Origin of the sequence: Streptomyces sp. CC208A (assembly GCF_030010625.1) — a bacterium.
GTDB lineage: Bacteria > Actinomycetota > Actinomycetes > Streptomycetales > Streptomycetaceae > Streptomyces.
The window spans coordinates 113,057-135,560 of record NZ_JASCXN010000018.1 but is presented as its reverse complement, the minus strand read 5'-3'; the positions used below and the strand labels follow the sequence as shown (position 1 = coordinate 135,560).

Sequence of the window (22,504 nt, the reverse complement as noted above, 5' to 3'; positions counted from 1 at the left end):
ACACACGTGGTGGACGAGACAGCCACATTAGGGGATCAACGGGACACCCCTCCACGCGGCACTCCGACCCGCCGGGGAGAGACGGGCTACGCCACCCGTGGCACATGGGGTACAGTGTGCAACGATGCGGCTGGTTCATCCGGCCGCTGCGCGGATGTAGTTTAATGGTAGAACATGAGCTTCCCAAGCTTATAGCGCGGGTTCGATTCCCGTCATCCGCTCTTCTACGAAGCCCCAGGTCAGCGACCTGGGGCTTCGCCGTTGTCTAGACCTGTTGGGACTGCCGTGTCCTCTGCGTGCCCCATCCCGCGAAAATGCCTAGTCCAGAGGGCACGCGCCGCACCACCTCGGTCGGCGCCCGACCTGGCGGCGGGACGTCCGGCCTATGATCCGGGCCGCCCAGGCGGCGCGACCCGCCGCACGGTCAGGCCCGTACGACAGTGAACAGCACCGGGGCGCGGATGCCGATGTGCGCGGCGGAGTCCGCCACGGTCGCGGCGAGCCAGCCGACCGCGTCACAGGACCACTCCGCCAACTCGCCGGAAAGCGTCATGCCGTGCAGGGGCGGCCCGTTCCAGAAGCGGTCGTCGAACGGCGGCAGCGGAAAGCGTTCCGGGGGAACAGCCTCGTCGAGCCCACCCGCGAACACGTTCTGGTCGGGAGGGACGACGCGGCGGGCGAACTGCGGTGCCACACCCGGGATCGCCGGGTCGAGGCCGCCGTCGACGCGGACCTTCACCGGTACGCGCGCCCGCGGGTCGCACTCGCCGAACCAGGCCGGCGTCCGCATAGAGGGCAGCAGCGCGTGCGGCGGGCGAGCCGAGGCGTCGATGCCCTGCACCGGCAGAAGGACCTGGACCGCGGCGAGACGCACGGCGCCGATCCGCTCTGTCGTGTCCTGCGCGCAGCGCAGGAACGGCTGCACAGGAAGCGGCCCGTCATCGGCCAACGCGCTCGCCTCGACCTGGAACCACGAGATCAGGTGCGGTCCCGGAGCGGCAAGGGGGTGGCCCCAACCCGCGTCGTTCATGGCCCACAGCCCGGGTGCGACGTGCGTGCGACCACCGGAGGCGCTCCCTTCCCCAGTGCCCGACCTGTCGTCGAGCCAGCCCATGGCGAGCGATCGCTGATGGAACAACTGGTACGCGTCGTGCTCCGAGGCAGGGTCGCGCCATGCGTGGGGGACCAGCTCTCCATAGAGCGCGGCGAACATGGTTCCCACGGTGGGACGAGCGGTGGGCGCAATGCCCGGCTGCGCGGTGGCATCCTGCTCCGACATGTCGATCTCCCTGCAGATCGGCTCAACGGCCTGCCCGTGGAGTTGGCCGACAGCGCCTCTCAGTACACGCGGCAGTCCACTTCAGCCTGGTTCATCGGCTTCTCTCCGGTGTCGATCTCGCCGATCACATCGACGTCCACGTGGTTGCGCCGCGACGTGCGTCGGGTGTCGCGGCAGTCACGACGGGCCACGGTGCGTTGAACGCTCCCGCCACCGGGCTTGAGCGTCTTGGTATCCGAACACGCCTGCTGCCGCCAGGTGTTGTCCGTGTACCACTCGTACAGGCAGTTGAACACCTTGGCGCGGTCGTTGCTGCAGTTCCCCTTGTCCCACCACCCATGGCCAGAGGCCACCACTCCGGTTCTCGACCGGTGGGGATTGTCCCTCCCGCTGTACGGCGTACATCCGAGCGCCGCAGCATGCCGGGGCGCATCTGATTCGTCGACCGCATCCATGTCCATCACCTGACCGGCACCGTCCAGGTAGACCGCGGACGCGTCGGATCCAGATGGCGCTACACCCGGCACCGCAGTGTCTGCCGACACGTCACCGTCCCGGGCGGATGCGGCTGTCGTCGCGACCGAAGCGCCCCCGATCACCAGAGAGGCAAGTGTGGCGATGGCGGTGAGACGAAGCTTGCCGGTGAGCATGAAGATTCCCTCGCATGCCTGTAGGACATCCCCGGCTCGGTCCTGTGACCGGCCGCATCTCGGTTAAGTTTCGAGCCGTTAGTCCTGACTCGACCAGGAATCGAGGGAAACTTACGCCTATGGGATGAACCAAGACGCCGCTCGGAGGTCAACCGGGGACTCGGCCGTATCGCCGACCCGATCCCACTGACGTTCGTCGTCGGAGTGCTGGTAGATCACCGCAGCCTTCTCCGAGCACGCGCCCTGCCGTGCCATAACGTGCCAGCAGAGGCAGTCAACAGCGGCCAGCACGGGGCCGCCCAGGCCGACCGCCACATCCCGCCTGTCGGACGTTTCTGCAGGTCATAGCCCATTTACCTGGCCAAGTGCCGGGCGATTCCCAAGCTTATGGCGCGGGTTCGATTCCCGTCATCCGCTCTTCATGCGAAGCCCCAGGTCAGCGACCTGGGGCTTCGTCGTCGTCTCGACCTCTCTGGGCGCGCACACCGCACCGGCTCCGCTCTCCTGCTCGCCGGCCTCGGCACCTGGGGCACCGCCGCCCTCAGCGGGCTCGACCAGCTGCGGCGCGGCCACGCCGACCTGCCCGCCGAGACGCGTTCCCTCGGCGCCGCCAGGTCGCCGTCACGGCGGTCATCGGCGTGAAAGCGCTCCACGCAGCCGGGCCGGGACGGTACGGCAGGCGGTGACCGCTGGGTCCCTGTGACGGTCTCGGTGGTGGTGCCGGTTCGACCGTCGTCATTCGTGTTCCGTGATCAGGCCCGGGCTGCCAGGATGCGTGCACGCTTTCGTTCTCGGCGCGGCCCCGGCTCCGGGGTCTTGCCGCAGGACACGCGATACGTGTCCCTCTGCGCAGTCCGTCGGCATGAAGGAGGCCGTCGCGCCGGGCCGGAAGCCTGTCCACGGGTATGGGAGGGATGGGGGCCGTGTTCGTAGGGCGCGAGCGGGAACTGGCCGAGCTCCAGAGCTTGTTGAAGGTCTGCCGGCTGGTGACCGTGACCGGTGTGGCGGGCGTCGGCAAGTCGCGGCTTGCACGGCAGGTGGTGGACCTCGGCCTGGTGGCCGCCGCGGAGGATTCCTGCTGGGCGGATCTGTGGCAGCTGCGCGATGACGGCCTGCTCGCGGCGCTCGTGGCTGATGCGTGCGGTCTGTCCGATCACACGCCGAGGATGCCGGTGGATGTGATCTGCGACTGGATCGGCGATCGCGAACTGCTGCTCGTGCTCGATTCCTGTGAGCATGTGCTGACCGCGTGCCGGAGCCTGGTGCAGAGGCTGCTCGAGAAGTGTCCGCATCTGAGGATCGTGGCCACCAGCCGCGAGATGTTCCACCTGGACGGGGAGTACGTCGTTGTCGTCGAACCGCTGCCGTGTGCCACGGACGCCCCCGAGTTGTTTCTGCGGCGTGCCACGGAGTTGGGACACGTGCCCGAGCCCGGGGACCTGGACCAGGTCACCGAGCTGTGTTCCTACCTCGACGGGCTTCCGTTGGCGCTGGAGCTCGCCGCGGGGGCACTGCGGCACTGCGGCATCGAGGACCTTCTGCGGCGCCCGCGGCACGAGTTGAGCCGGGGGGAGGATGAGGTGCGTCCAGTGGCGCCCCGCCGGCACGACGTGCTGCGGACCGCCCTGGGGTGGAGCCATGAACTGTGCACGCCTGCGGAGCGTCTGCTGTGGGCGCGGCTGTCCATTGTCCAAGGGCACTTCGACGAGACCCTGGCAGTGGCCTTGTGCGCCGGTGGGCCGCTCTCCGCCCTCGACGTGGGCCACGCTCTGGACAGGCTGGTGGACAAGTCCGTCGTGACCCGCAGACGCGGGCGCTACCTGTTGCTCGACACGGTGCGTGAATACGGGCGTCTGTGGCTCGCCGAGCTCGGCGAGCTGGACGCGATGGCGAGCCGGCACGCCTCGTACTTCCTGACCGAGGCGCGGCACGCGGACGCCACGTGGACGAGTGCCGAGCAGACCGGCTGGTATCGCACCATCAAGGAGGCGCACCCCGATCTGTGTGCGGCCCTGGACCACTTGATCGTCCACGACGTCGACGCGGCGCTCGAGCTGGCCACCTTGACGGGCTTCTACTGGACCTGCTGCGGACATGCGCACACCGCGCAGCTCTATCTCTCACGCACGCTGAAGGCCTGCGACAGCCAAGGGCCCGTGCGGCAAAGGGCTTTGTGGGCCCTCGGCTTGACCTATCTCCTGCAGGGAAATCATCCCGCGGGGACGCACCTGGCGCGCCAGTGCCTGGAGCACGCCCGTGTCACCGGGGATCCGACGGCGCTGCTGCGAGCCGCCTATCTGCAGGCCATGAGCGACCTTCTGCGGGGCAATCCCCGGCCGAGCCTGGAGCTTCTGGAGCAGGCCCTGCGGAACGCGGACGCACACGGCACGGACGCCGCCCCCCAGGCCGTGATGATGTGCCGGATGCTGCGTCTGTTCGCCCTCACCGGGCTCGGGGAGTTGGAGGAGAGTCTGGAGTCGGCCACGGTCCTGCGCGCGGAGTGTGTCGCCATGGGCGAGCACTGGATCCGCTCGTATGCCGATTACCAGATGTGTGTGGTCGCACTGCGTGAGGGGGACAGTGAACTGGCCCTGGAGTACGCCCGTTCGATGCTGCACGCGAAGCAGCAGATCGGCGACACCTTCGGCATCGCGCTGGGCCTCGACATGCTGGCCGCGGCCTTCTCCGCCAACGGAGACGGCTATTCCGCGGCGCTCGCGTCCGGCGCGGGCCAGCGGCTGTGGGACGCGGTGGGGCATCCGCAGCGTGGTGCTCCGGACGTGGCCCCGCTGCGCGAGGCGGGCGAGGACACTGCGCGCAGGCTGGTGGGTGCGGTTGCCTACGAGTCGTACCGCAGCGAGGCCGCCCATGCGGACCCCGGCGAGATGCTCGCCTGGGCGGCCGGCGGTGAGCCACCCCTGTAGGGCGTCGGCGCGGCGCGATCACAAGAGATGACTTTCCCGGGCGATCACCCGTTCGCCGCGCCCGGTGCGACTTTCTCCGCGCTGGTCCGAAGTGGCGAAAAGCGTTGTGCCGCCTGGCCGAAGTCGCCTTCGGGAGCGCGTCGGCGCAAGGGGGCGTGAGGTGGTGAAGTACCGCGCACGAATTCGACCGCGTACGCCCCCTCGCGCAGAGGGATTCAAAGATCACACACTGGTAGCTTCCGGCCTCGTGATCAATTCGTTTCCCGAAAGTCCGGGTGACCCGCAGTACCTCATGCCGATGCCACCGGGACGGGAGGTCTCCGTCCGTCCCACCCTGCTACGCCCCGCCGAGGAGGACGACCGGGCCGTCCTCGACGCTCTGCTCGACTCCGGCCGCGTGCGCGAGCGGCATGACCGCATCGACGAGCAGCTCGCCGAACTGGCGCGCTGCTCGCGCCCTCATGCCGTCCTCACGGGACGTCGGCTGGCGGAAGCCGTGGCAGAGCTGACCGGTGGCGCCGAGCTCAGCCGTTACGGAACGTGGGCGTGGTACCCGTGGTCCGGGCGCCTCGTGCATGTGCTGCCCTGCGAGGAGTTCCGGCGGGTGCGCACCGACCGCAACCGGGGCAAGATCACCACTGCCGAGCAGCGGCGTCTGATCGCGCGGCGGATCGGGGTGATCGGCCTGTCGGTGGGCAACAGTGCGGCGCTCACCTGCGCCATGGAGGGCGTCGGAGGATCGTTTCGTCTGGCCGACTTCGACACTCTCGGACTCAGCAACCTCAACCGGTTGCGGGCCGGCGTGCACGACTTGGGGCTGCCCAAGACAGTGCTGTGCGCACGGCAGATGTACGAGATCGACCCCTACCTCGACATCGAGCTGTGGCAGGAGGGACTCACCGAGGACACCATCGACGCCTTCTTCGGCGCTGCGGACCGTCCGCTCGACCTCGTGATCGAGGAGTGTGACACCCCCTGGGTGAAGACCGCCGCTCGCGAGCATGCACGACGCCACGGTGTCCCGGTCCTGATGGACACCAACGACCGGGGGATGCTGGACGTCGAACGCTTCGACCTGGAGCCGGACCGTCCTCTGTTCCACGGCCGGGGCGGCGACCTGAGTGCCGAGGATGTACGGCGTCTCACACCGGCGGACGCCTTGGCCTACCTGCTGCGCGTCTGCGACGAGAGCCGGCTCAGTCCTGCCATGAAGGATGCGCTCGGCCGGATCGGGCACTCCCTGTCCAGCTGGCCACAGCTGGCCAGCGGGGTGACGCTGGGCGGCGCCCTGGTCACCGACACCGCGCGCCGCATCCTGCTCGGCGCGCCCGTGGTCTCGGGCCGCTACTACACGGACCTCGAAGAGATCATCGGCGCCATCGACGCCATCGACGCCGAGCCTGTCCCCGCGGGAGCAGCCCGGTGAACCACCTTCCCGAACTCCACGGTGAACACTTGTGGTTGCGTGAACTGCGGGCCACCGACCTGGCCCCCTTCGAGCGCATCCACACCCACCGTGTGCTCACTCGCTACCTCGGTGTCGACCGGATGGACGCCCGTCAGGCCCAGGACGCGTTCGCGCAGCATCTCGCCCAGCCCTACACCCATCCGCGACGCAAGCACACCCTGGCCGTCTGTCCACCTGGCCAGGACGTCATGGTCGGCACCATGGGCCTGCTCATCGAGGACTACGGGCGCAACGCCATGCTCACCAGCCTGGTCCTGCTCCCCGACGCACCTGTGCGGGGTCACGGGCACGAAGCGGGGCGCCTCCTGATGGCCTATGGATTCGGGCACTTGGGGCTGCACCGCATCTGGGCCGGGCACCGCGCCGATCACACCCGGATGCGCGAGGTGATGCTCGCGGCCGGGCTGCAGCCCGAGGCCACACTGCGGGAACTGTTCCACACTCAGGGCCGGTGGCACGACGTCACCACCTACGCGGCGCTCGCACCCGCGTGGATCAGCCGGGCCACCCCCGCCGAGCAGGCCATCCTCCGCGGTGCCGCCTTCCCTTCCCCCACCGGCACTTCGGGCGCACCGGCACGGTCCGCGTACGTGACGACCGGCCGATGAGTCCTGCCGTCGGCGGGTTTCGAGGATGGTGTCCGCAGCGGGACAGCCCTCACGGCGCGAACGGTGGACAGCATCGCCGACCACCCCGCGAGGCGTTCCTCGCGGGGACGGCCGATCAGTCCGAGGCCGAGATCCGCGCCTGCCTGACGCCGGCCTCGCCCCGTACGCCGGCGACACCTCCACCTCGCGCGACCTCGTCGTCGCCGAGATCGAGGCCCGTCTGCGCGGCACCGAGCCCGCCGCCCGGGGAGTGGGAGTCCGCCCCGTCCGCGTCCGCTCGGAGGGCCGTGTGCCACAGCGTGCCGGCAGGGGCGGTGAACAGCGGTCGCCAAGGGGCTCGGCACGGCAGCCAGAACAACGAGCCTGAGGAACGTACTCGCAGGTCAGAGGCCACCTAGAGGCCCAAGTGCCGGGTGATTCCCAAACTTGTGGGGCGGGTTCGATTCCCGCATCCGCTCCACGACGAAGCACCAGGTCAACGGCCTGGGGCTTCGTTGCTGTCCAGAGACGTCGGGATGGGACGCCTCGCCAAAGGGGATCGAAGCCCGTCACGCACCATGTACGGGCCACGAAGAGCATGCAGAAGCTCAGGACGACCGGGCGGCGACGGCGGGGCTGCCACCGCCTTGGTAGCTTGTCCGCACTGTCTGTGGGCCGATCACGTCCACCACCTCCGCAGGAGCCCTTCCGCCCGTGAACACCTACGCTTCGACCCTCGCGCTCGGTCCCAGCTGGCTGGACCCCGACTTCCTGATCAACGAGTTCGGCCTGTACGGAGTGCTGGCGATCGTCTTCGCCGAGTCCGGCCTGCTGATCGGCTTCTTCCTGCCCGGTGACTCGCTGCTGTTCACCACCGGCCTGCTGATCACCACCGGCGTCCTCGACACACCCCTGTGGCTGGCGTGCACCCTCATCGCGGCGGCGGCGATCCTGGGCGATCAGGCCGGTTATCTGTTCGGCCGCAAAGTGGGGCCGACGATCTTCAACCGGCCCGACTCCCGCTTCTTCAAGCAGGAGAACGTGCACAAGGCACACGAGTTCTTCGAGAAGCACGGTCCGAAGTCGCTCGTCCTGTGCCGGTTCGTGCCCATCGTGCGGACGTTCACGCCGATCATCGCCGGCGTCAGCCGCATGAACTACCGCTCGTTCCTCACGTACAACATCGTCGGCGGCATCCTGTGGGGCGTCGGTGTCACCCTCCTCGGCGCCTCCCTCGGCCGTATCGACCTCGTCCGTGAGCACATCGAGGCCATCCTCGTCGGCATCGTCCTGCTCTCCGTCGTACCCATCGTCATCGAGGTCCTCCGCGCCCGCGCCCAGCAGACACCTGCCGGCGACATGCGGGACGACGACATCCAGGCCCGGACCGAGCGACGCCGCCACGCCAAGCGCTGAAGGGCCACGCGAAGCCCCGTCACGACGGCCTCGCTCGCGGCGAAGGCATGGCCCAAAGACATGGCCCAGACGACCGACGGCGTGGACGCCGTCACCCCGACCGAGAAGGTCGTGCCACAACGTGCCGGCAGGTGCGGTGAACAGCGGTGGACAAGGGGCTCGACGAAGCCGCCGGACACGGATCGAAGGTCACCGTTTTCGCAGTTCAGAGCATGTCCACATGCCCAAGTGCCGAGTGGTTCCCATGGAGCGGCCGGACGTCCTGCGGCGCGTACTCCGTGAGTTCCTCGCAGACGTCACGTGATCTGTCACCAGCCGGACGGCGTGATCGCTTTCCCGATCACTGGCCGCTGGGCTCGGCGAGCGTGTGCGCGACCAAGGCGTTGGCATGGCCGTGTCCCAGGCCGTGCTCGGTCTTGAGCCAGGAGACGAGCTCCATGTGCTTGGTCAGCGGGGAGGAACGGATGAGGTCCTTCCACTCGGAGATCGGGCGGCCGTACTTCTTCTCGATGGAGGGGAAGTAGCTGGCGGGACCCTTTACTGCGTCGGTCATGGGATGTCCCCCGCTTCCTTTCGAAAGGATCTTGGCGGTGTCGATGATGCCTGCCCGGTACGACAGGCGGCTACCGGTCCGCCTCGGCGGTGGCCAGACGGGCCGTCACCGCGGTGAGCCAGAGCAGGCCGAGGCCCGCGCCGGCGGTGAAGGCCAGTACGGAGGCGGCGGAGGCCATGAAGCCGGCGAGAACCACGACGGGCACGAGGCGCGAAGTGCGAGCCCAGCCGTGGTGGCCCCGGGCGGCGAGCGGGCGGGCCAGGACGACGAACACGGCGCACAGGGCGAGGTAACCGATCATCCCGCCGAACATGTGCACGGCGCCGTGCCCGCTCATCACCGTCGCGTCCGGGGAGCCCTCGGGGAAGCCGGCCCCGGCGTCGGCCGGGAAGAGAGCGGCGACCCAGAACGAGGCACCGAAGACACCGACCAGTACCGGACCCCACGTTCCTCCGGCGCTTCCTCGCAGCATCTGCCGCAGCCCGGCCGCACCCACGATCAGCAGCGTTCCGGCGAACAGGAAGTTCACCGTCTGGATCCAGCCCGCCTCCCCCAGGGCCAGCTGGCTGATCGCGTTACGGGTGAAGTCGAACCCGTCCCGCACGAAGCCCTGAACGATGCCCGCCAGGAGGAACAGCGGGCCTGCCGCCACGCCACCGACCAGAGCCCTCCGTGCCGCAAGGCCGGACTCGGGCGCGACAGGGGTGGCGTTCTGGGGAGCGCTGAGCGTATGGGTCATGGCCGGGCCTTTCTCGCGTCGATGTTGACGCACATATGACCTACGACCGCGCACGAAGTCATCGCTGCGGGCGAAGTGCGCTGCGTCACAAGCCGGACGACCGTCCTCCCCGGGGGCGGCCTGTCGAGAAGACCGTGCCACAACGTGCCGGCAGGGGCGGTGAACAGCGGTCGGCGCGGATGCCTCGAAGGCAGCCAGAGAAGCCGTTCCCACGGGTGTTTTCGCAGGTCGGTCGCCAAATGATCGAGGCAGGTGGCGGTGGTTCCCAAGCTTATGGCGCGGGTTCGGTTCCCGTCATCCGCTCCACGGCCAGGCCCCAGGTCAGGGACCTGGGGCTTGTTCGTTGTCCGAACCTCTCCGGGCTCGCGTGCTGTACGGGGCTCGGTGGAGCCGTCCGCCTGGCAGCGGTCGCTCCGGACCTGGGCGGCGCCATGTCTTCTCTCGTGGTGAGGCTCGCGTCGCCAGGAAGGCTGCCGCCAACGAGCATCCGCCCAAGGCGAGGAAGAGGCCGCCGTAACCGCCGAGCAGGCCGGCGAGTGTGGCTCCGGCCCAGGGAGCGAGGGCGGCGGCGATGGTGGCCGGAGCGGCGAGAAGGGCGGAGAGCCGGCCGTAGTGCGCGGTCCCCCAGCGGTCGGTGACGGCGGTGGCCTGGAGCAGGGTGAGGTTGCCCCGTACGACTCCGGCGAGGACGGAGAGCAGGACGAGGAGCGGGATGGGGCCCGGGACCAGCGCGAGGGCCGCGGTGGTGGCTCCGCCGAGGGCGATCAGGGCGGCGGTTCGGGTGGTGACGGTCGTGCGAGTGGCGAGGGCGGCGTAGGGGGTGCGGCCGAGGGTCTGGCCGAGGCCACCGAGACCGAGGGCCCACGCGGCGGTGGTCGGGCTCGCGCCACGCTCTTCGAGGAGCGGTACGAGCCCGATGACGACCGCGTGCATGGCGAAGCCGGAGAGGGTGAACGCCGTGGCGAGCAGGAGGAAGGCCCTGCCGCGTGCGGTCCTGTCGCCTCCGGTCGGCTGTTCAGGGTCCCGGGACTGCGGGGCGGGTGGCCAGGGTGCTCGTAGGGCGAGGGCGTGGGAGGGGAGGGTGATCGCGGCGAGCACGCCTGCGAGCACGAGGTAGGTGGCGCGCCAGTCGAGGTGTTCGGCGAGGGCGGCGGTGAGTGGGGCGAAGACGGTGGAGGCGAGGCCGCCGACGAGGGTGACGATGACGATGGTGAGGGCGCGGACGCGGTCGGGGCCCCACTGGGGGTCCCCCGGACGAAGTCTGGGGGAGGGTGAGTGCGGCGAAGGCGGGCTGGTAGAAGGTGGCGGCCATCGCGATGCCGGTCAGGGCCCACGCGGCGTAGAAGGCGGGGAGGTCGGGGGCGGCTGCCACGGCCGGTACGCCGATGACCGCGAGGGCGGAGCCCGCTGTCATGACCAGGTGTGGGCCGCGCCGGTCCAGGATGCGGCCGATCGGTACGCCTGCCGCCGCGGAGACGAGGAGAGCAAGGGAGAACGCGCCCGTCGTGGCGGCTGATGACCAGCCGGTGTCGGTCGTGATGCGGGAGAGCGGGACGGGGAAGGCGGAGTAGACGATCCCCCAGCCGGTGATCTGTGTCAGGCAGAGGGCGGGGAGCGCGGCGCGGGGCCGCGACCGGTCCCCCGTTCCGGTCACGGCCCCGTCCGTGCGGGTGTCGAGGTCGGTCACGAGCCGCAGGAAGGTGCCGAGGTCGTGGTACCGAGCTGAATGAGCGCCGGGGTGGGGGCGCAGCAACCTCCACCATCCGCCGACTGCTCCGTGTCCGGCTGGTCGAAGAGGCCGGCGCCGCCGCACACCCCGGTCTCCGGGAGGACGAGCTCGACGCGCTCGGCCGACTCCCGGTCGCCCGCGATGGCGGCGACGACGGAGCGGACCTGCTCGTAGCCGGTGAGGGCGAGGAAGGTCGGGGCGCGGCCGTAGGACTTCATCCCGACGAGGTAGACGCCTTGTTCGGGGTGGGACAGCTCGTTGACGCCGTGGGGGTAGACGGTGCCGCAGGAGTGCTGGTTGGGGTCGATGAGCGGGGCGAGTTCGACCGGGGCCTGGAGGCGCTCGTCGAGGCCGAGGCGGAGCTCGGAGAGGAAGGAGAGGTCGGGGCGGAAGCCCGTGAGGACGATGACCTCGTCGACCGGGTCGAGCCGGCGGCCGTCCTCGGCCACGAGGACCAGGCGGTCGCCGTCGCGCTCGATCGCCTCCGTACGGAAGCCGGTCACGGCGTCGGCGTGGCCCTCGTCCACCGCCGCCTTCGCGGCAAGACCCAGTGCGCCGCGGGCGGGGAGCTGGTCGGCGCTCCCGCCGCCGAAGGTGGAGCCGGAGATGCCCCGGCGCAGGATCCACACGGCCTTCGTCCCCGCGCCGTCCTCGGACGTGGCCAGGTCGGCGAGGGCGGCGAGCGCGGTGAAGGCGGAGGCGCCGGAGCCGATCACGGCGGTGCGCCTGCCCGCGTATCGGGCTCGGACGGCGGGGTCCCTGAGGTCGGGGACGCGGTAGGTGACGCGGTCGGCGGCGGCCTTCTCTCCGAGGGCGGTGAGGCCGGACGCTCCTGCCGGGCTCGGGGTGGACCACGTGCCGGAGGCGTCGATCACCGCGCGGGCGAACAGCCGCCCCTCACGGCCGTCTGCGTACGCGACGTGGACGACGAACGGCTGGGCCTCGCGGTCGGCGTCCACGATCCGGTCCCGGCCGGAGCGGGAGACACCAGTGACCGTCGCACCGAAGTGGACCTTGTCGCCGAGGATGTCGGCCAGCGGCTGGAGGTACCGCTCCGCCCAGTCGCCGCCGGACGGGTAGGTCTTCACGTCGGGCTTCACCCATCCGGTGGGGGCCAGGAGCTTCTCGGCGGCCAGGTCGGTGACCTCTCCCCACGTGGAGAACAGACGGACGTGTGCCCACTCGCGTACCGCCGCACCTGCGGCCGGTCCGGCTTCCAGGACCAGCGGTTCGAGGCCGCGCTCGACGAGGTGGGCGGCGGCGGCCAGGCCGGTGGGCCCGGCGCCGATGACCACGACGGGCAGCTGGTCGGTGGCGGTGGTGTTCACGACGATTCCCCTTTGCTTCGACATCCGTCGATCCCTTGCGCTGCAAGCATGGCACCTGCATCGACACTCGTCAACATAGACGCTCATCGAAATGAACTCGGCTTCCCGGCACCCCTGGGCGCCTGGTTCGACATGTGTCAACATAGATGCATGTCGAATGTCACCGCGCTGCCGCTCCTTGAGCCTGAGGCCGTCCCCTGCTGCCCACCGCTCACCGAGCGCCCACTGAACGCTGAGGAGGCCGAGCGGACCGCGAAGATGTTCAAGGCCCTCGGCGATCCGGTCCGGCTGCGCCTGTTCTCGGCGGTCGCCTCCCACGAGGGCGGCGAGGCGTGCGTCTGCGACATCTCCGACGTCGGTGTCTCGCAGCCCACCGTCTCCCATCACCTGAAGAAGCTGAAGGAAGCCGGGCTGCTCTCCTCCGAGCGGCGCGGGACCTGGGTCTACTACCGCGTCGAGCCCGCCGTCCTCGCCGCCATGGGCGCGCTCCTCACCAAGGCGGCCGCCGCGTGACCGTCTCCGCTCTGACGGTCCCGCTCACCGCCGCACACGCCGCCGAAGTGATCGCGATCTACCAGGCCGGCATCGACGAGGGCAACGCCACCTTCGAGACCACCGCCCCCACCTGGGAGCAGTTCGACGCCGCCAAGCTGCCCGGGCACCGCTTCGCCGCCCTCGACGAGACCGGCCGCGTGCTCGGCTGGGTCGCCGCGTCGAAGGCCTCCGACCGGTGCGCGTACGCCGGAGTCGTCGAGCACTCCGTCTACGTCCACCCCGACGCCCGGGGCCGCGGCATCGCTTCCTCCCTGCTCAAGGCGCTCATCGACTCCACCGAGGCGGCCGGGATCTGGACCGTCCAGTCCGGGATCTTCCCGGAGAACGCCGCGAGCCTGGCTGTCCACGAGCGGGCCGGCTTCCGGGCGATCGGCACCCGCGAGCGCATCGGCCGCCACCACGGCGTCTGGCGTGACGTCGTGCTGGTCGAGCGGCGCAGCCCACACATCGACTGACGGGCCTCGGCCGCTCGGGCCGAGGGCGAGTCGCCCGTGGTGGAGGTCAAAGTGCTGCGTGGGTAGCGGTAGAGGTCCGCGAGGGTCATGAAGTCCTTGAGGAACGGGTCCCACCGGACCGGACAGCGCATCCCGCGCGCCAGGTCCCGCTCGGACTCCTTCGCGAGCCGCCGTGCCGGCGAATCCGTGGCCCAGTCGAACGCGGCGCCCGTCCCGCGAGGGCCGAACACCTTCACTGCCCCGCACGGCCCGAGGTGGTCGACCATGCCGAAGGGCCGTGTCCCCGCGTCGAGCAAGCGGGCGAACGTCCTGCTGACACTCCGGGGCAGGCGGCTGAGACCGCGCGCCAGACGCAACAGGACCAGCGTGATGAAAAAGCCGAAGAGCATGTGCCACCACAGCTGACCACCGGTCCATCGGGTGCCACGGGTCGGGCGAGCGAGGAAGGTCGGCGTGGCCCCGTCCAGGAGCCCGCGGAAAGTCCATCGGGACCTGCGAACCGGGTGGGGCGAGGCGGGCGAGGGCGGGGCGGAAGCCGGTGCACCAGATGCTGACGTCCGCCTCGGCCGTCGTGCCGTCGGCCCAGACGACCCCGGTCGCGGTGATCCGGTCGAACATCGGCTGAGCCTTGAGCAGGCCGGTGTCGCGGGCTTCGCGTACGGGCGGGACGGCGACGATGTCGCCGAGCGGGGCCACGCCGCCCGTGTCGGTGCGGCCCTCGTCGAGGGCGTGGTGGGGGTACCCCCTCGAAGCCGAGAGCTTGGGGGAGGGCGGTGGCGTGGTCGAAGAGGGCGCGCCCGTCGATGTCGGCGGCGAGGTGGCGCGGTTCGCGCAGCGTGACCCAGGTCAGCTCGGTGTCGTACGCGAGGTCGGCGGCGATCTGCGCGCCGGAGTCGCCGCCCCCGACGACGATCACCTTCTGTCCGGCGACATCGCGCGCTGCGGTACTCCACGGTGTGGAGCTGGACGCCCTGGAAGTGCGTACGACCGGGCAGGGCGGGGACGAAGGGCCGTGACCAGGTGCCGGTCGCGCCGATGACCGCCCGGGCCCGCCACGTACCGGAGTCGGTCTCCACGCGCAGGAGCCGGCCGTCACGCCGGACACCGGCGACGCGTACGGGCCGGTGGACGGGAAGCCCGTACCGCTGCTCGTAGTCGGTCAGGTACGAGACGACGTGGGCGGCGTCCGGGCAGGTCCGGCCCGGCTGCGGGGGCACGGGGCGGCCGGGGAGGGAGGAGTGGGCGGCGGGGGAGAACAGATGCGGGGAGTCCCGGGTGTGCTGCCGGGCGCCGCCCGGTGTGGACTGGGCGTCGAGGACGGCGAAGTCCGGTCCGGGGCGGCGCAGACGGTACCCGGCGGCGAGCCCGGATGGGCCGCCGCCGATCACCACCACGTCCACGGCCTGGGTTACTCCGCGTCCGCCCTGCCGCGCATGAAGATCACGGCGACCAGCGCCAGGCCCACGGCCGCGCCGATGATCTGCATGCCGACGAACGCGGGGACGGAGGCGGGGGCGATGCCCGCGAAGGTGTCGGTGAAGGCGCGGCCGATCGTCACCGCCGGGTTGGCGAAGGAGGTGGAGGAGGTGAACCAGTAGGCGGCGCCGATGTACGAGGCGACGGCGACGGGCGCGAAGCGGAGCCGGTCGGTACGGGCCAGGCCGAAGATCAGCAGGATCAGGCCGGCGGTGGCCACGACCTCGCCGAGGAGCAGGTTCCCGGCCGAGCGGTCGTGCGTGGACCACTTCACCAGCGGCTCGCCGAACATCGCGTCCGCGAGCACCGCGCCGAGGATCCCGCCGACGATCTGCGACGGGACGTAGACGGCGAGTTCGCGTCCCGTGACACCCGCGCCGCCACGGCGGGCGGTCCACCACTCGGCCAGGCTGACCGCCGGGTTGAAGTGCGCGCCGGAGACCGGGCCGAGCAGGGCGATCAGGACGCCGAGGCCGAAGACGGTGGCGGTGGAGTTGGCCAGCAGTTGCAGCGCGACGTCGTCGGTGAGCTGGGTCGCCTGGATGCCGGAGCCGACGACGATCGCCACCAGCGCCGCGGTACCCACGAGCTCGGCAGCGGCTCGGGCGGCGAGCGGGGTACGGGGCGGGGTCGCGCCGGGCGCGGGCTGCGGCGACAGGTCGGTGGCTATGGCGTCGCTCGCGGCGGGCTCGGTGGCGGTCACGGGCGGGTACTCCTCGGCAGGTGAGGCACGGGGGCAGGGGCTACTACGGGCAGGAACGCTTGAAGTTCGCCTCGGCGGTCAGGCGCGCGGTCTGGGCGAGAGCGGTGAACTGGCCGGCGAGCTGCTCGATGACATCCGGCTTGAGGCGGTAGTAGGTGAACCGGCCGCAGGGCTCCGTCTCGACGACCCCGGCTTCGCGCAGGACTCTCAGGTGGTTGGAGAGGTTGGTCTGCTTGGCACCGGTCTCCTCCACGAGGTGGGTGGTGCACAGCGTCTCGCGGGCGAGCAGGGTCACGATCTGGAGGCGCAGGGGATCGCCCAGCACCCGGATCAGATCAGCATCGACTGACGTCATCATGTGCTGATACTCTCACATCACCCGGAGCTGATACCAGCCTGGGCTGACCTCTTTGAACCCAGGGGGTTCTCGCCATGGCCGCGTCCTCGTACCCGGTCCTTCCCGACGAACGTCTCGCGGCCGGTGTCGCCCGCCTTGCCGTACGCCACCGCGGCCGGTTCTCCCCGGAGACGGTGCAGCGGTTGATCGCGGACTCCTACCAGCGGCTCGCCGCGAACGCGCACGTCCGCACCCACCTCGTGGTGCTGGCGGAGCGGTTCGCCGCTGAGCGCCTGGACGCACTCACGCACGTCGAGAACCCGACCGCGGGCGACGGTCGGCCGCGGGTGCTATTCGTGTGCAGCCACAACGCCGGCCGCTCCCAGATGGCCGCGGCCCTGCTCGCCCACCGGGCCGGGGACGGCGTGATCGCCTCCTCCGCGGGCACCCACCCGGCCGGCGCCGTCGAGCCGCACGTCGTCCAAGCGCTCACCGAGGCCGGCGTCGCACTCGACGAGGTCTACCCCAAGCCGCTGACCGACGAGGTGGTCCAGGCCGCCGACATCGTGATCACCATGGGCTGCGGCGACGCATGCCCCGTCTTCCCCGGCCACCGCTACCTGGACTGGCCGGTCCCCGACCCCGACGGCGCCCCGATCACCGTCGTGCGCGAGATCCGCGATGCCCTCGACGCCCGGATCACCGACCTGCTGGACACCCTGCCGTCCGGCTCCTGAACCTTTCCGTCCCCCGCACCACTGCTGCTCCCGAGGAAGAACCGATGACTGCTCCGCTCGCCTCCGTGCTGTTCGTCTGCGTCCACAACGCCGGCCGCTCCCAGATGGCCGCCGGTTTCCTGCGCCACCTCGCCGGCGACCGTGTCGAGGTCCGCTCCGCGGGCTCCCTCCCCGGTGACCGGATCAACCCCTCCGCCGTGGCCGCCATGGCCGAGCTGGGCATCGACATCTCCGACCAGAAGCCCAAGGTGCTGACCGTCGAGGCCGCCCAGGCGTCGGACTACATCATCACGATGGGCTGCGGCGACGCATGCCCCGTCTTCCCCGGCAAGACCTACCTCGACTGGCAGCTGGAGGACCCCGCCGGACAGGGCGTCGAGGCCGTCCGCCCCATCCGCGACGAGATCAGGACCCTCATCGAGGGCCTCATCGCCGACATCGACGCCAAGAAGGCGTGACCGGCGTGAGCGACATCGACCAGACCGACGGCATACGCGACGTCGTCATCATCGGCTCCGGCCCCGCCGGGTACACCGCCGCCCTCTACACCGCCCGTGCTCAGCTCAAGCCCCTGCTCTTCGGCAGCTCGATCTTCGTCGGCGGCTCCCTCACGACCACGACCGAGGTCGAGAACTTCCCCGGCTTCCCCACCGGCATCGACGGCCCGGACCTCATGGACAACATGCGGGCCCAGGCCACGCGATTCGGCGCCGAGATGATCGACGACGACATCGTCGAGGTCGACCTCACCGGCGACATCAAGGAAGTCACCGACAGCGAGGGCACTGTCCACCGCGCCAAGTCCGTGATCATCGCGACCGGCTCCGGCTACCGCAAGCTCGGCCTCCCCAAGGAGGACGAGCTCTCCGGCCGCGGTGTCTCGTGGTGCGCCACCTGCGACGGGTTCTTCTTCCGCGACCGCGACATCGTCGTGGTCGGTGGTGGCGACACCGCCATGGAGGAGGCCACCTTCCTCACCCGCTTTGCCAAGTCGGTCACCGTCGTGCACCGCCGCTCGACCCTGCGGGCCTCCCAGGTCATGCAGAACCGTGCCTTCGCGGACGACAAGATCTCCTTCGCCTTCGACAGCGAGATCGCCGAGATCAAGGAAGAGAACGGCATGCTCTCCGGCGTCGTCCTCCGCGACGCCATCACCGGAAAGACCCGCGAGCTCGACGTCACCGGCCTCTTCATCGCCATCGGACACGACCCGCGCACCGAACTCTTCACCGGCCAGATCGACCTCGACGAAGAGGGGTACATCAAGGTCGACTCCCCCTCGACCCGAACGAACATCCCCGGCGTCTTCGCCGCCGGCGACGTCGTCGACCACACCTACCGCCAGGCCATCACCGCCGCCGCCAGCGGCTGCCAGGCAGCCCTCGACACCGAACGCCATCTGGCAGCGCCGGCGCACAGGACTGCTGCGCCGGTCGCTGTCTGACGCTCTATGGGCGGCCGTGCCACAACGTGCCGGTAGGGGCGGGGAACAGCGGGCCACAAGGGTCCGCCAGAGGGAGGGCGGCAGATGCCCCTCCGCGGGTATTTCCGCAGTTCAGGAGCTACGCACGAGCCCGAGTACCGGGTGATTCCCAAGCTTATGGCGCGGGTTCGGTTCCCGTCATCCGCTCTCGGAAGAAGGCCCTGGTCTCTGCCCAGGGCCTTCTTCGTTCTCCAGGACGGTGCCGGCCGACGGGGCCGTGGGGTGGGGGAGTTCGGCGAGGAGGATCTCGGCGGCCCGGGTGACGTTGTCGGCGTGGACGGCGCGGGCCATGGCGGCGCGGGCGGCCTCGGGCGTCGTGTCCGGCGGAACGACCATGAGGGCGAAGTGGTCGTGGTCGCCCCGGGTGATCAGGACGGTGTCGTCCGCCACCGGGAAGGAGTCGAGGTGGACGACCCGGCCGTCGACGAGCAGACGGGGCGGAATGTCGTTCCAGGCCGAGGCGTCCAGGCCGACCCGGGTGATGGGGCCGAGGTGCTCGGTCAGGACGGTGACCAGCGGGGGGACCTCCAGCTCGACGTTCCGGGAGCGAGGCCACCACGCACCGTCGAGAACCCCCTGCCGGGACCGTGTCGTCTCCAGCCGGAGAAGCGCCGTTCCGGGGCCGACGGCCTTGTGGACCGCGTCGGGCAGCAGGCGCGGCGGGGTGGGGGGAATGCCGGCGTCAGTCATGATCGATCCGCTTGTCCACGGGGGGTCGCCGCTGTCGCCCCGACGAAGTGGCGGGTGCCGAGTCGGCGGGCGGGGTGGCTGCCCCGTCCTTTCACCGTACTCCCGGAACAGGCGCGTGCGTGTCGCTTCCCCGCTCCCCCGCTTCCCCGCTCCCCCGCCTCCCCCGCCTCCCCCGCCTCCCGCGCCGTCCGGCCCCGGCACGGACGGACGTACGGTGGACGTATCGGGAAGCGGTCCGGCGGACTCCCGTCGGCCGGGCGCGTCCCTGACGAAAGGACGGTGCCGCCTTGGACCGCAACGAGCCGGAAGCCCTTCCTCCGCCCGGTCACGCCGAAGTCCGCATCGTCGCCGCCACCCCGGACGCCGCCCGCATGGTGGCCGATGTCCTGCGCCGTTGCTTCGCCGGCGGCGAGCAGCGCAGCTACCCCGCCCCGGGCGGGGGCACCCGCCTCCACCTCACCGTCGACACCGCTCACACCGCCGAACCTGCCCGCTCCTGGCTGGCCACCAGCAGACCTCGGAGCGGTACCGGACCCCACCCCGAGGAACCCTGACCGTCCACGGCGCGGCACGGCTGCGGAAGGCCCTTCGCCTGGCGCGCGGGGCGCTCGCCTTCGCGGTGCAGCACCCCGGAGGCCGCACCGCGATGCCGCTGGACCGGCATCGGCGCCGGGACGGATCGGCGGTCCGCCGCCCGCTGCTCGGAGGCTCCGGATGCCTGCCGGACGCCTGCCGGACGCCGGACCGGGACCCGCCCGGAGAGCTTCGGGAAGGAACACTGGGGACGCGTCACGCGCCACGCGCCTCACTGCGAGCCCCGCGTCCTGGCCCGTCGCCCCCCGCCAGGTCCCCGTCGGCGCATACGCCGTGCGCGTCGGCCGGCTCACCGGCCAGGGCCCCGACACGATGGTCCTGCTCTCGTACGATCCCGGCCGTCGCGACCTGCTGGTGGTCCCGCCCGAGGCCGAAGCCTCCTCCGCCGCCCGGCTGACGGCCGCCGCGTCCGCCCCCCGGCAACCTCCACACCGCGGGCACCCTCATGTCCGGCGAGAACGCGACCGGCCGTCTCCTGCGGGAAGCCCGGGGCGGTGAGGACGCCGGGGAGACCGACGGCGGGACCTCCGCACACCCCCTCCCCCGCCCTCGCCCCCGCCCCGCCCCCGTCGTCGGAGCGCGCATGATCCACCTGCCGCCGAACACGCGGAGACGACGGTTCCCGCCCTCTCACGGGGCGGCTCGCGCCCTCTCCGAATCTGACTCCGCGGGATGAGAATTAAGTCGACGGCGCGGCGAAGGTTTTTGCCGTACAAAAGGAGCCGAGATATTTCGACCGTTTCCGGCACGACGTCGTGCTAGTGTCGATTTCAGTTGCAGTTGTGGTTCCCGAAACTTCAAGTGCCCCCACCCGCCCTCAGGGCAGCGGGAGCGCTTTTTCATATCCGGACTCTCCGGCGGGGCAATCATCACGGCGACGCGGCTTTCGCACGGTGCGGACGCCGATGAGCCTCGAAGGAGATACGACATGAGCACGGGTACCGTGAAGTGGTTCAACGCGGAAAAGGGCTTCGGCTTCATCGAGCAGGACGGCGGCGGCCCCGACGTGTTCGCCCACTACTCGAACATCGCCTCCCAGGGCTTCCGTGAGCTGCAGGAAGGCCAGAAGGTCAGCTTCGACATCGCGCAGGGCCAGAAGGGTCCGACGGCCGAGAACATCGTCTCCGTCTGATTCCTGGCGCACACGGCACGGCTGGGGCCCGCATCCTTCGGGGTGCGGGCCCCAGCCGTATGCGCCCACGGAATCGTTCCGCCGGATCAGCTCCCTCCGCCGATCACGCCCTTCGGGCCCATCCTCCGGCGGCCCAGCTTGCACGCCCCATTCGAAGACGTCGGGAAATTCTTCATTCCGCTCGTTCGCCGCGGGAATTCCTTGACGCGCCTCGCGCCGAGGAAGGTCCCGCATGAACAGGACACACCCGACCGGACCTCGTTCCGCTCCGGGCGACGGGGGTACCGCCTCCGAGCGGTGCGAGGACGCGCCCCCTCCGCCGGCCGCCCCCGCGCTGCCGGGGGTCGAGGCGTTCGCCGACCTGGACCTGCCGGACCGGCTGCTCACCGCGCTCGCCGCCCAAGGCGTCACCGTGCCGTTCCCCATCCAGGCCGCGACCCTGCCGAACGCGCTCGCCGGCCGGGACGTCCTGGGGCGTGGTCGTACCGGATCCGGCAAGACCCTGGCCTTCGGTCTCGCCCTGGTGGCCCGTACGGCCGGATCGCGGGCCGAGCCCAGGCGGCCCGTCGCCCTCGTCCTCGTCCCCACCCGCGAGTTGGCGCACCAGGTGACCGACGCGCTCACGCCGTACGCCCGGGCCGTCGGGTCGCGGCTGACCACGGTCGTCGGCGGAACGCCCCTCAGCAAGCAGACCTACGCCCTCCGGAAGGGCACGGACATCGTCGTCGCCACCCCGGGCCGGCTCATGGACCTCGTCGTACGCGGCGACTGCCGACTGGACCGGGTCTCCGTCACCGTCCTGGACGAGGCGGACCAGATGGCCGACATGGGCTTCGCACCCCAGATCGCCGAACTCCTCGACCAGGTGCCCGCCGACGGTCAGCGGCTGCTCTTCTCCGCCACCCTGGACCGCACCGTCGACCGGCTGGTCGGCCGGTACCTGTGCGACCCCGTCGTGCACTCCGTGGACCCCGCCGCCGGGGCCGTCACCACGATGGAACACCACGTGCTGCACGTCCACGCCGACGACAAGCGGGCCGCGACCGCCGAGATCGCCGCCCGCACGGGACGCGTGATCATGTTCCTGGGCACCAAGCACGCCGTCGACCTGCTGACCAGGGACCTGCTGGCCGTCGGGGTGCGCGCCGCCGCGCTGCACGGCGGCAGGTCACAGCCGCAGCGCACCCGCGCCCTCGCACGGTTCAGAAGCGGACAGGTGCCGGTGCTCGTCGCCACGAGCATCGCCGCCCGCGGCATCCACGTCGACGGACTCGACCTCGTCGTCAACGTCGACCCGCCCGCCGACGCCAAGGACTATCTGCACCGCAGCGGCCGCACCGCCAGGGCCGGGAACCCCGGCAGCGTCGTCACCCTGGTCACACCGAACCAGCGCCGCGCCACCGCCCGTCTCCTGTCCGAAGCGGGCATCCACCCGCGGATCACCCGGGTCCGCCCCGGTGAGGCGGAGCTGAACCGCATCACCGGCGCGCGGACCCCGCCGGGTGTCGCGGTCCCTGTCCCCGGCTCCGTCCCGGGGGCGGAGCCGACAGGTGTCCGTCCCCTGCCCGCCACGGCCGGTCCGGCCCGGCACGACCGCCCTTCACCGGCCCCGCGCCACGCCGCCCCGCCGCCCCCGCCGCCCGCCCTGGCCTCCTAGAACCCCTCACCG

The 22,504-nt window shown here is 70.8% G+C and carries 21 protein-coding genes, 1 tRNA gene and 2 pseudogenes; 14 read left to right on the top strand and 10 right to left on the bottom strand.

Annotated elements, in window-relative coordinates:
- The first annotated feature begins 150 nt into the window (after positions 1-150).
- A tRNA-Gly gene (locus QK442_RS20565) sits at positions 151-221 on the top strand.
- Positions 222-424: 203 nt separating this feature from the next.
- Here the strand turns inward: QK442_RS20565 and QK442_RS20560 are convergent.
- Positions 425-1,279, bottom strand: a complete 855-nt coding sequence (locus QK442_RS20560; RefSeq protein WP_282695452.1) for a hypothetical protein — start codon at positions 1,277-1,279, stop codon at positions 425-427.
- 59 nt (positions 1,280-1,338) lie between these two features.
- Complete coding sequence (locus QK442_RS20555; protein ID WP_282695451.1) at positions 1,339-1,929, bottom strand: hypothetical protein; 591 nt, start codon at positions 1,927-1,929, stop codon at positions 1,339-1,341.
- Positions 1,930-2,316: 387 nt separating this feature from the next.
- Here QK442_RS20555 and QK442_RS20550 point away from each other — a divergent pair, with 387 nt between their 5' ends.
- The 5 genes from QK442_RS20550 to QK442_RS20530 all read left to right on the top strand — a co-directional run bounded on the left by QK442_RS20550 (position 2,317) and on the right by QK442_RS20530 (position 8,324).
- Positions 2,317-2,571, top strand: a complete 255-nt coding sequence (locus QK442_RS20550) for a hypothetical protein (protein WP_282695465.1) — start codon at positions 2,317-2,319, stop codon at positions 2,569-2,571.
- A 281-nt stretch (positions 2,572-2,852) separates the two neighbouring features.
- The gene (locus tag QK442_RS20545; protein WP_282695450.1) at positions 2,853-4,853 is read left to right on the top strand and encodes an AAA family ATPase; all 2,001 of its coding nucleotides are present in this window, start codon (positions 2,853-2,855) and stop codon (positions 4,851-4,853) included.
- Positions 4,854-5,151: 298 nt separating this feature from the next.
- Positions 5,152-6,279 (top strand): ThiF family adenylyltransferase, encoded by a 1,128-nt coding sequence (locus tag QK442_RS20540; RefSeq protein WP_282695449.1) that lies wholly within the window; start codon positions 5,152-5,154, stop codon positions 6,277-6,279.
- Between the two features lie 29 nt (positions 6,280-6,308).
- A complete protein-coding gene (locus QK442_RS20535) occupies positions 6,309-6,929 on the top strand; it encodes a GNAT family protein (protein WP_282695448.1) in 621 nt (206 codons plus the stop codon).
- 693 nt (positions 6,930-7,622) lie between these two features.
- Complete coding sequence (locus QK442_RS20530; RefSeq protein ID WP_282695447.1) at positions 7,623-8,324, top strand: VTT domain-containing protein; 702 nt, start codon at positions 7,623-7,625, stop codon at positions 8,322-8,324.
- 340 nt (positions 8,325-8,664) lie between these two features.
- Here the strand turns inward: QK442_RS20530 and QK442_RS20525 are convergent, their stop codons facing one another.
- The 4 genes and pseudogenes from QK442_RS20525 to QK442_RS20510 all read right to left on the bottom strand — a co-directional run bounded on the left by QK442_RS20525 (position 8,665) and on the right by QK442_RS20510 (position 12,673).
- Positions 8,665-8,877, bottom strand: a complete 213-nt coding sequence (locus QK442_RS20525) for a DUF4287 domain-containing protein (RefSeq protein WP_282695446.1) — start codon at positions 8,875-8,877, stop codon at positions 8,665-8,667.
- A 70-nt stretch (positions 8,878-8,947) separates the two neighbouring features.
- Positions 8,948-9,616: a DUF998 domain-containing protein gene (locus QK442_RS20520; protein ID WP_282695445.1), complete on the bottom strand. Its 669-nt coding sequence runs from the start codon at positions 9,614-9,616 to the stop codon at positions 8,948-8,950.
- A gap of 321 nt (positions 9,617-9,937) precedes the next feature.
- Positions 9,938-11,303 (bottom strand): annotated as a pseudogene (locus QK442_RS20515) (MFS transporter).
- Positions 11,300-12,673, bottom strand: a complete 1,374-nt coding sequence (locus tag QK442_RS20510; protein ID WP_282695444.1) for an FAD-dependent oxidoreductase — start codon at positions 12,671-12,673, stop codon at positions 11,300-11,302. The pseudogene QK442_RS20515 and the gene QK442_RS20510 overlap by 4 nt, the downstream one beginning before the upstream one ends.
- A 150-nt stretch (positions 12,674-12,823) precedes the next feature.
- Between QK442_RS20510 and QK442_RS20505 the strand changes: the two genes are divergently transcribed.
- On the top strand, positions 12,824-13,186 hold the full coding sequence (locus QK442_RS20505) for a metalloregulator ArsR/SmtB family transcription factor (protein WP_282695443.1): 363 nt from the start codon (positions 12,824-12,826) through the stop codon (positions 13,184-13,186).
- Complete coding sequence (locus QK442_RS20500) at positions 13,183-13,683, top strand: GNAT family N-acetyltransferase (RefSeq protein WP_282695442.1); 501 nt, start codon at positions 13,183-13,185, stop codon at positions 13,681-13,683. The genes QK442_RS20505 and QK442_RS20500 overlap by 4 nt, the downstream gene beginning before the upstream one ends.
- 498 nt (positions 13,684-14,181) lie before the next feature.
- Here the strand turns inward: QK442_RS20500 and QK442_RS20495 are convergent.
- The 3 genes and pseudogenes from QK442_RS20495 to QK442_RS20485 all read right to left on the bottom strand — a co-directional run.
- Positions 14,182-15,083: pseudogene (locus tag QK442_RS20495) on the bottom strand (NAD(P)-binding domain-containing protein); the annotation flags it as partial.
- Positions 15,084-15,091: 8 nt separating this feature from the next.
- Positions 15,092-15,862 carry an MIP/aquaporin family protein gene (locus QK442_RS20490; RefSeq protein ID WP_282695441.1) on the bottom strand — a complete coding sequence of 257 codons (771 nt, stop codon included), beginning with the start codon at positions 15,860-15,862 and terminating at the stop codon, positions 15,092-15,094.
- A gap of 43 nt (positions 15,863-15,905) precedes the next feature.
- A complete protein-coding gene (locus tag QK442_RS20485; protein WP_137988486.1) occupies positions 15,906-16,220 on the bottom strand; it encodes a metalloregulator ArsR/SmtB family transcription factor in 315 nt (104 codons plus the stop codon).
- A gap of 74 nt (positions 16,221-16,294) precedes the next feature.
- Here QK442_RS20485 and QK442_RS20480 point away from each other — a divergent pair, with 74 nt between their 5' ends.
- Genes QK442_RS20480 through trxB form a run of 3 tightly spaced genes read left to right on the top strand, consistent with a single transcriptional unit; the run spans position 16,295 to position 18,380 of the window.
- The gene (locus tag QK442_RS20480; protein WP_282695440.1) at positions 16,295-16,936 is read left to right on the top strand and encodes an arsenate reductase ArsC; all 642 of its coding nucleotides are present in this window, start codon (positions 16,295-16,297) and stop codon (positions 16,934-16,936) included.
- A gap of 44 nt (positions 16,937-16,980) precedes the next feature.
- A complete protein-coding gene (locus tag QK442_RS20475; RefSeq protein ID WP_282695439.1) occupies positions 16,981-17,394 on the top strand; it encodes an arsenate reductase ArsC in 414 nt (137 codons plus the stop codon).
- Between the two features lie 14 nt (positions 17,395-17,408).
- Complete coding sequence (trxB, locus tag QK442_RS20470) at positions 17,409-18,380, top strand: thioredoxin-disulfide reductase (RefSeq protein ID WP_282695464.1); 972 nt, start codon at positions 17,409-17,411, stop codon at positions 18,378-18,380.
- Between the two features lie 177 nt (positions 18,381-18,557).
- On the opposite strand, the gene QK442_RS20465 is transcribed toward trxB, so the two are convergent.
- Positions 18,558-19,109, bottom strand: coding sequence for a DUF5994 family protein (locus tag QK442_RS20465; RefSeq protein ID WP_282695438.1), 552 nt, complete (start codon positions 19,107-19,109; stop codon positions 18,558-18,560).
- Between the two features lie 287 nt (positions 19,110-19,396).
- Here QK442_RS20465 and QK442_RS20460 point away from each other — a divergent pair, with 287 nt between their 5' ends.
- The 3 genes from QK442_RS20460 to QK442_RS20450 all read left to right on the top strand — a co-directional run bounded on the left by QK442_RS20460 (position 19,397) and on the right by QK442_RS20450 (position 22,492).
- A complete protein-coding gene (locus QK442_RS20460; protein WP_282695437.1) occupies positions 19,397-19,663 on the top strand; it encodes a hypothetical protein in 267 nt (88 codons plus the stop codon).
- Between the two features lie 968 nt (positions 19,664-20,631).
- On the top strand, positions 20,632-20,835 hold the full coding sequence (locus QK442_RS20455; protein ID WP_079428392.1) for a cold-shock protein: 204 nt from the start codon (positions 20,632-20,634) through the stop codon (positions 20,833-20,835).
- A 232-nt stretch (positions 20,836-21,067) separates the two neighbouring features.
- The gene (locus QK442_RS20450; RefSeq protein WP_282695436.1) at positions 21,068-22,492 is read left to right on the top strand and encodes a DEAD/DEAH box helicase; all 1,425 of its coding nucleotides are present in this window, start codon (positions 21,068-21,070) and stop codon (positions 22,490-22,492) included.
- The last annotated feature ends 12 nt before the right edge of the window (positions 22,493-22,504 follow it).

Coding starts and splice junctions, on each gene's coding strand:
- QK442_RS20455 (WP_079428392.1), top strand. CDS start 20,632: ATGAGCACGGGTACCGTGAAGTGGTTCAACGCGGAAAAGGGCTTCGGC.
- QK442_RS20480 (WP_282695440.1), top strand. CDS start 16,295: ATGGCCGCGTCCTCGTACCCGGTCCTTCCCGACGAACGTCTCGCGGCC.
- QK442_RS20465 (WP_282695438.1), bottom strand. CDS start 19,109: ATGACTGACGCCGGCATTCCCCCCACCCCGCCGCGCCTGCTGCCCGAC.
- QK442_RS20450 (WP_282695436.1), top strand. CDS start 21,068: ATGAACAGGACACACCCGACCGGACCTCGTTCCGCTCCGGGCGACGGG.
- QK442_RS20505 (WP_282695443.1), top strand. CDS start 12,824: ATGTCGAATGTCACCGCGCTGCCGCTCCTTGAGCCTGAGGCCGTCCCC.
- QK442_RS20485 (WP_137988486.1), bottom strand. CDS start 16,220: ATGATGACGTCAGTCGATGCTGATCTGATCCGGGTGCTGGGCGATCCC.
- QK442_RS20520 (WP_282695445.1), bottom strand. CDS start 9,616: ATGACCCATACGCTCAGCGCTCCCCAGAACGCCACCCCTGTCGCGCCC.
- QK442_RS20540 (WP_282695449.1), top strand. CDS start 5,152: ATGCCACCGGGACGGGAGGTCTCCGTCCGTCCCACCCTGCTACGCCCC.
- QK442_RS20550 (WP_282695465.1), top strand. CDS start 2,317: ATGGCGCGGGTTCGATTCCCGTCATCCGCTCTTCATGCGAAGCCCCAG.
- QK442_RS20475 (WP_282695439.1), top strand. CDS start 16,981: ATGACTGCTCCGCTCGCCTCCGTGCTGTTCGTCTGCGTCCACAACGCC.
- QK442_RS20555 (WP_282695451.1), bottom strand. CDS start 1,929: ATGCTCACCGGCAAGCTTCGTCTCACCGCCATCGCCACACTTGCCTCT.
- QK442_RS20560 (WP_282695452.1), bottom strand. CDS start 1,279: ATGTCGGAGCAGGATGCCACCGCGCAGCCGGGCATTGCGCCCACCGCT.
- QK442_RS20525 (WP_282695446.1), bottom strand. CDS start 8,877: ATGACCGACGCAGTAAAGGGTCCCGCCAGCTACTTCCCCTCCATCGAG.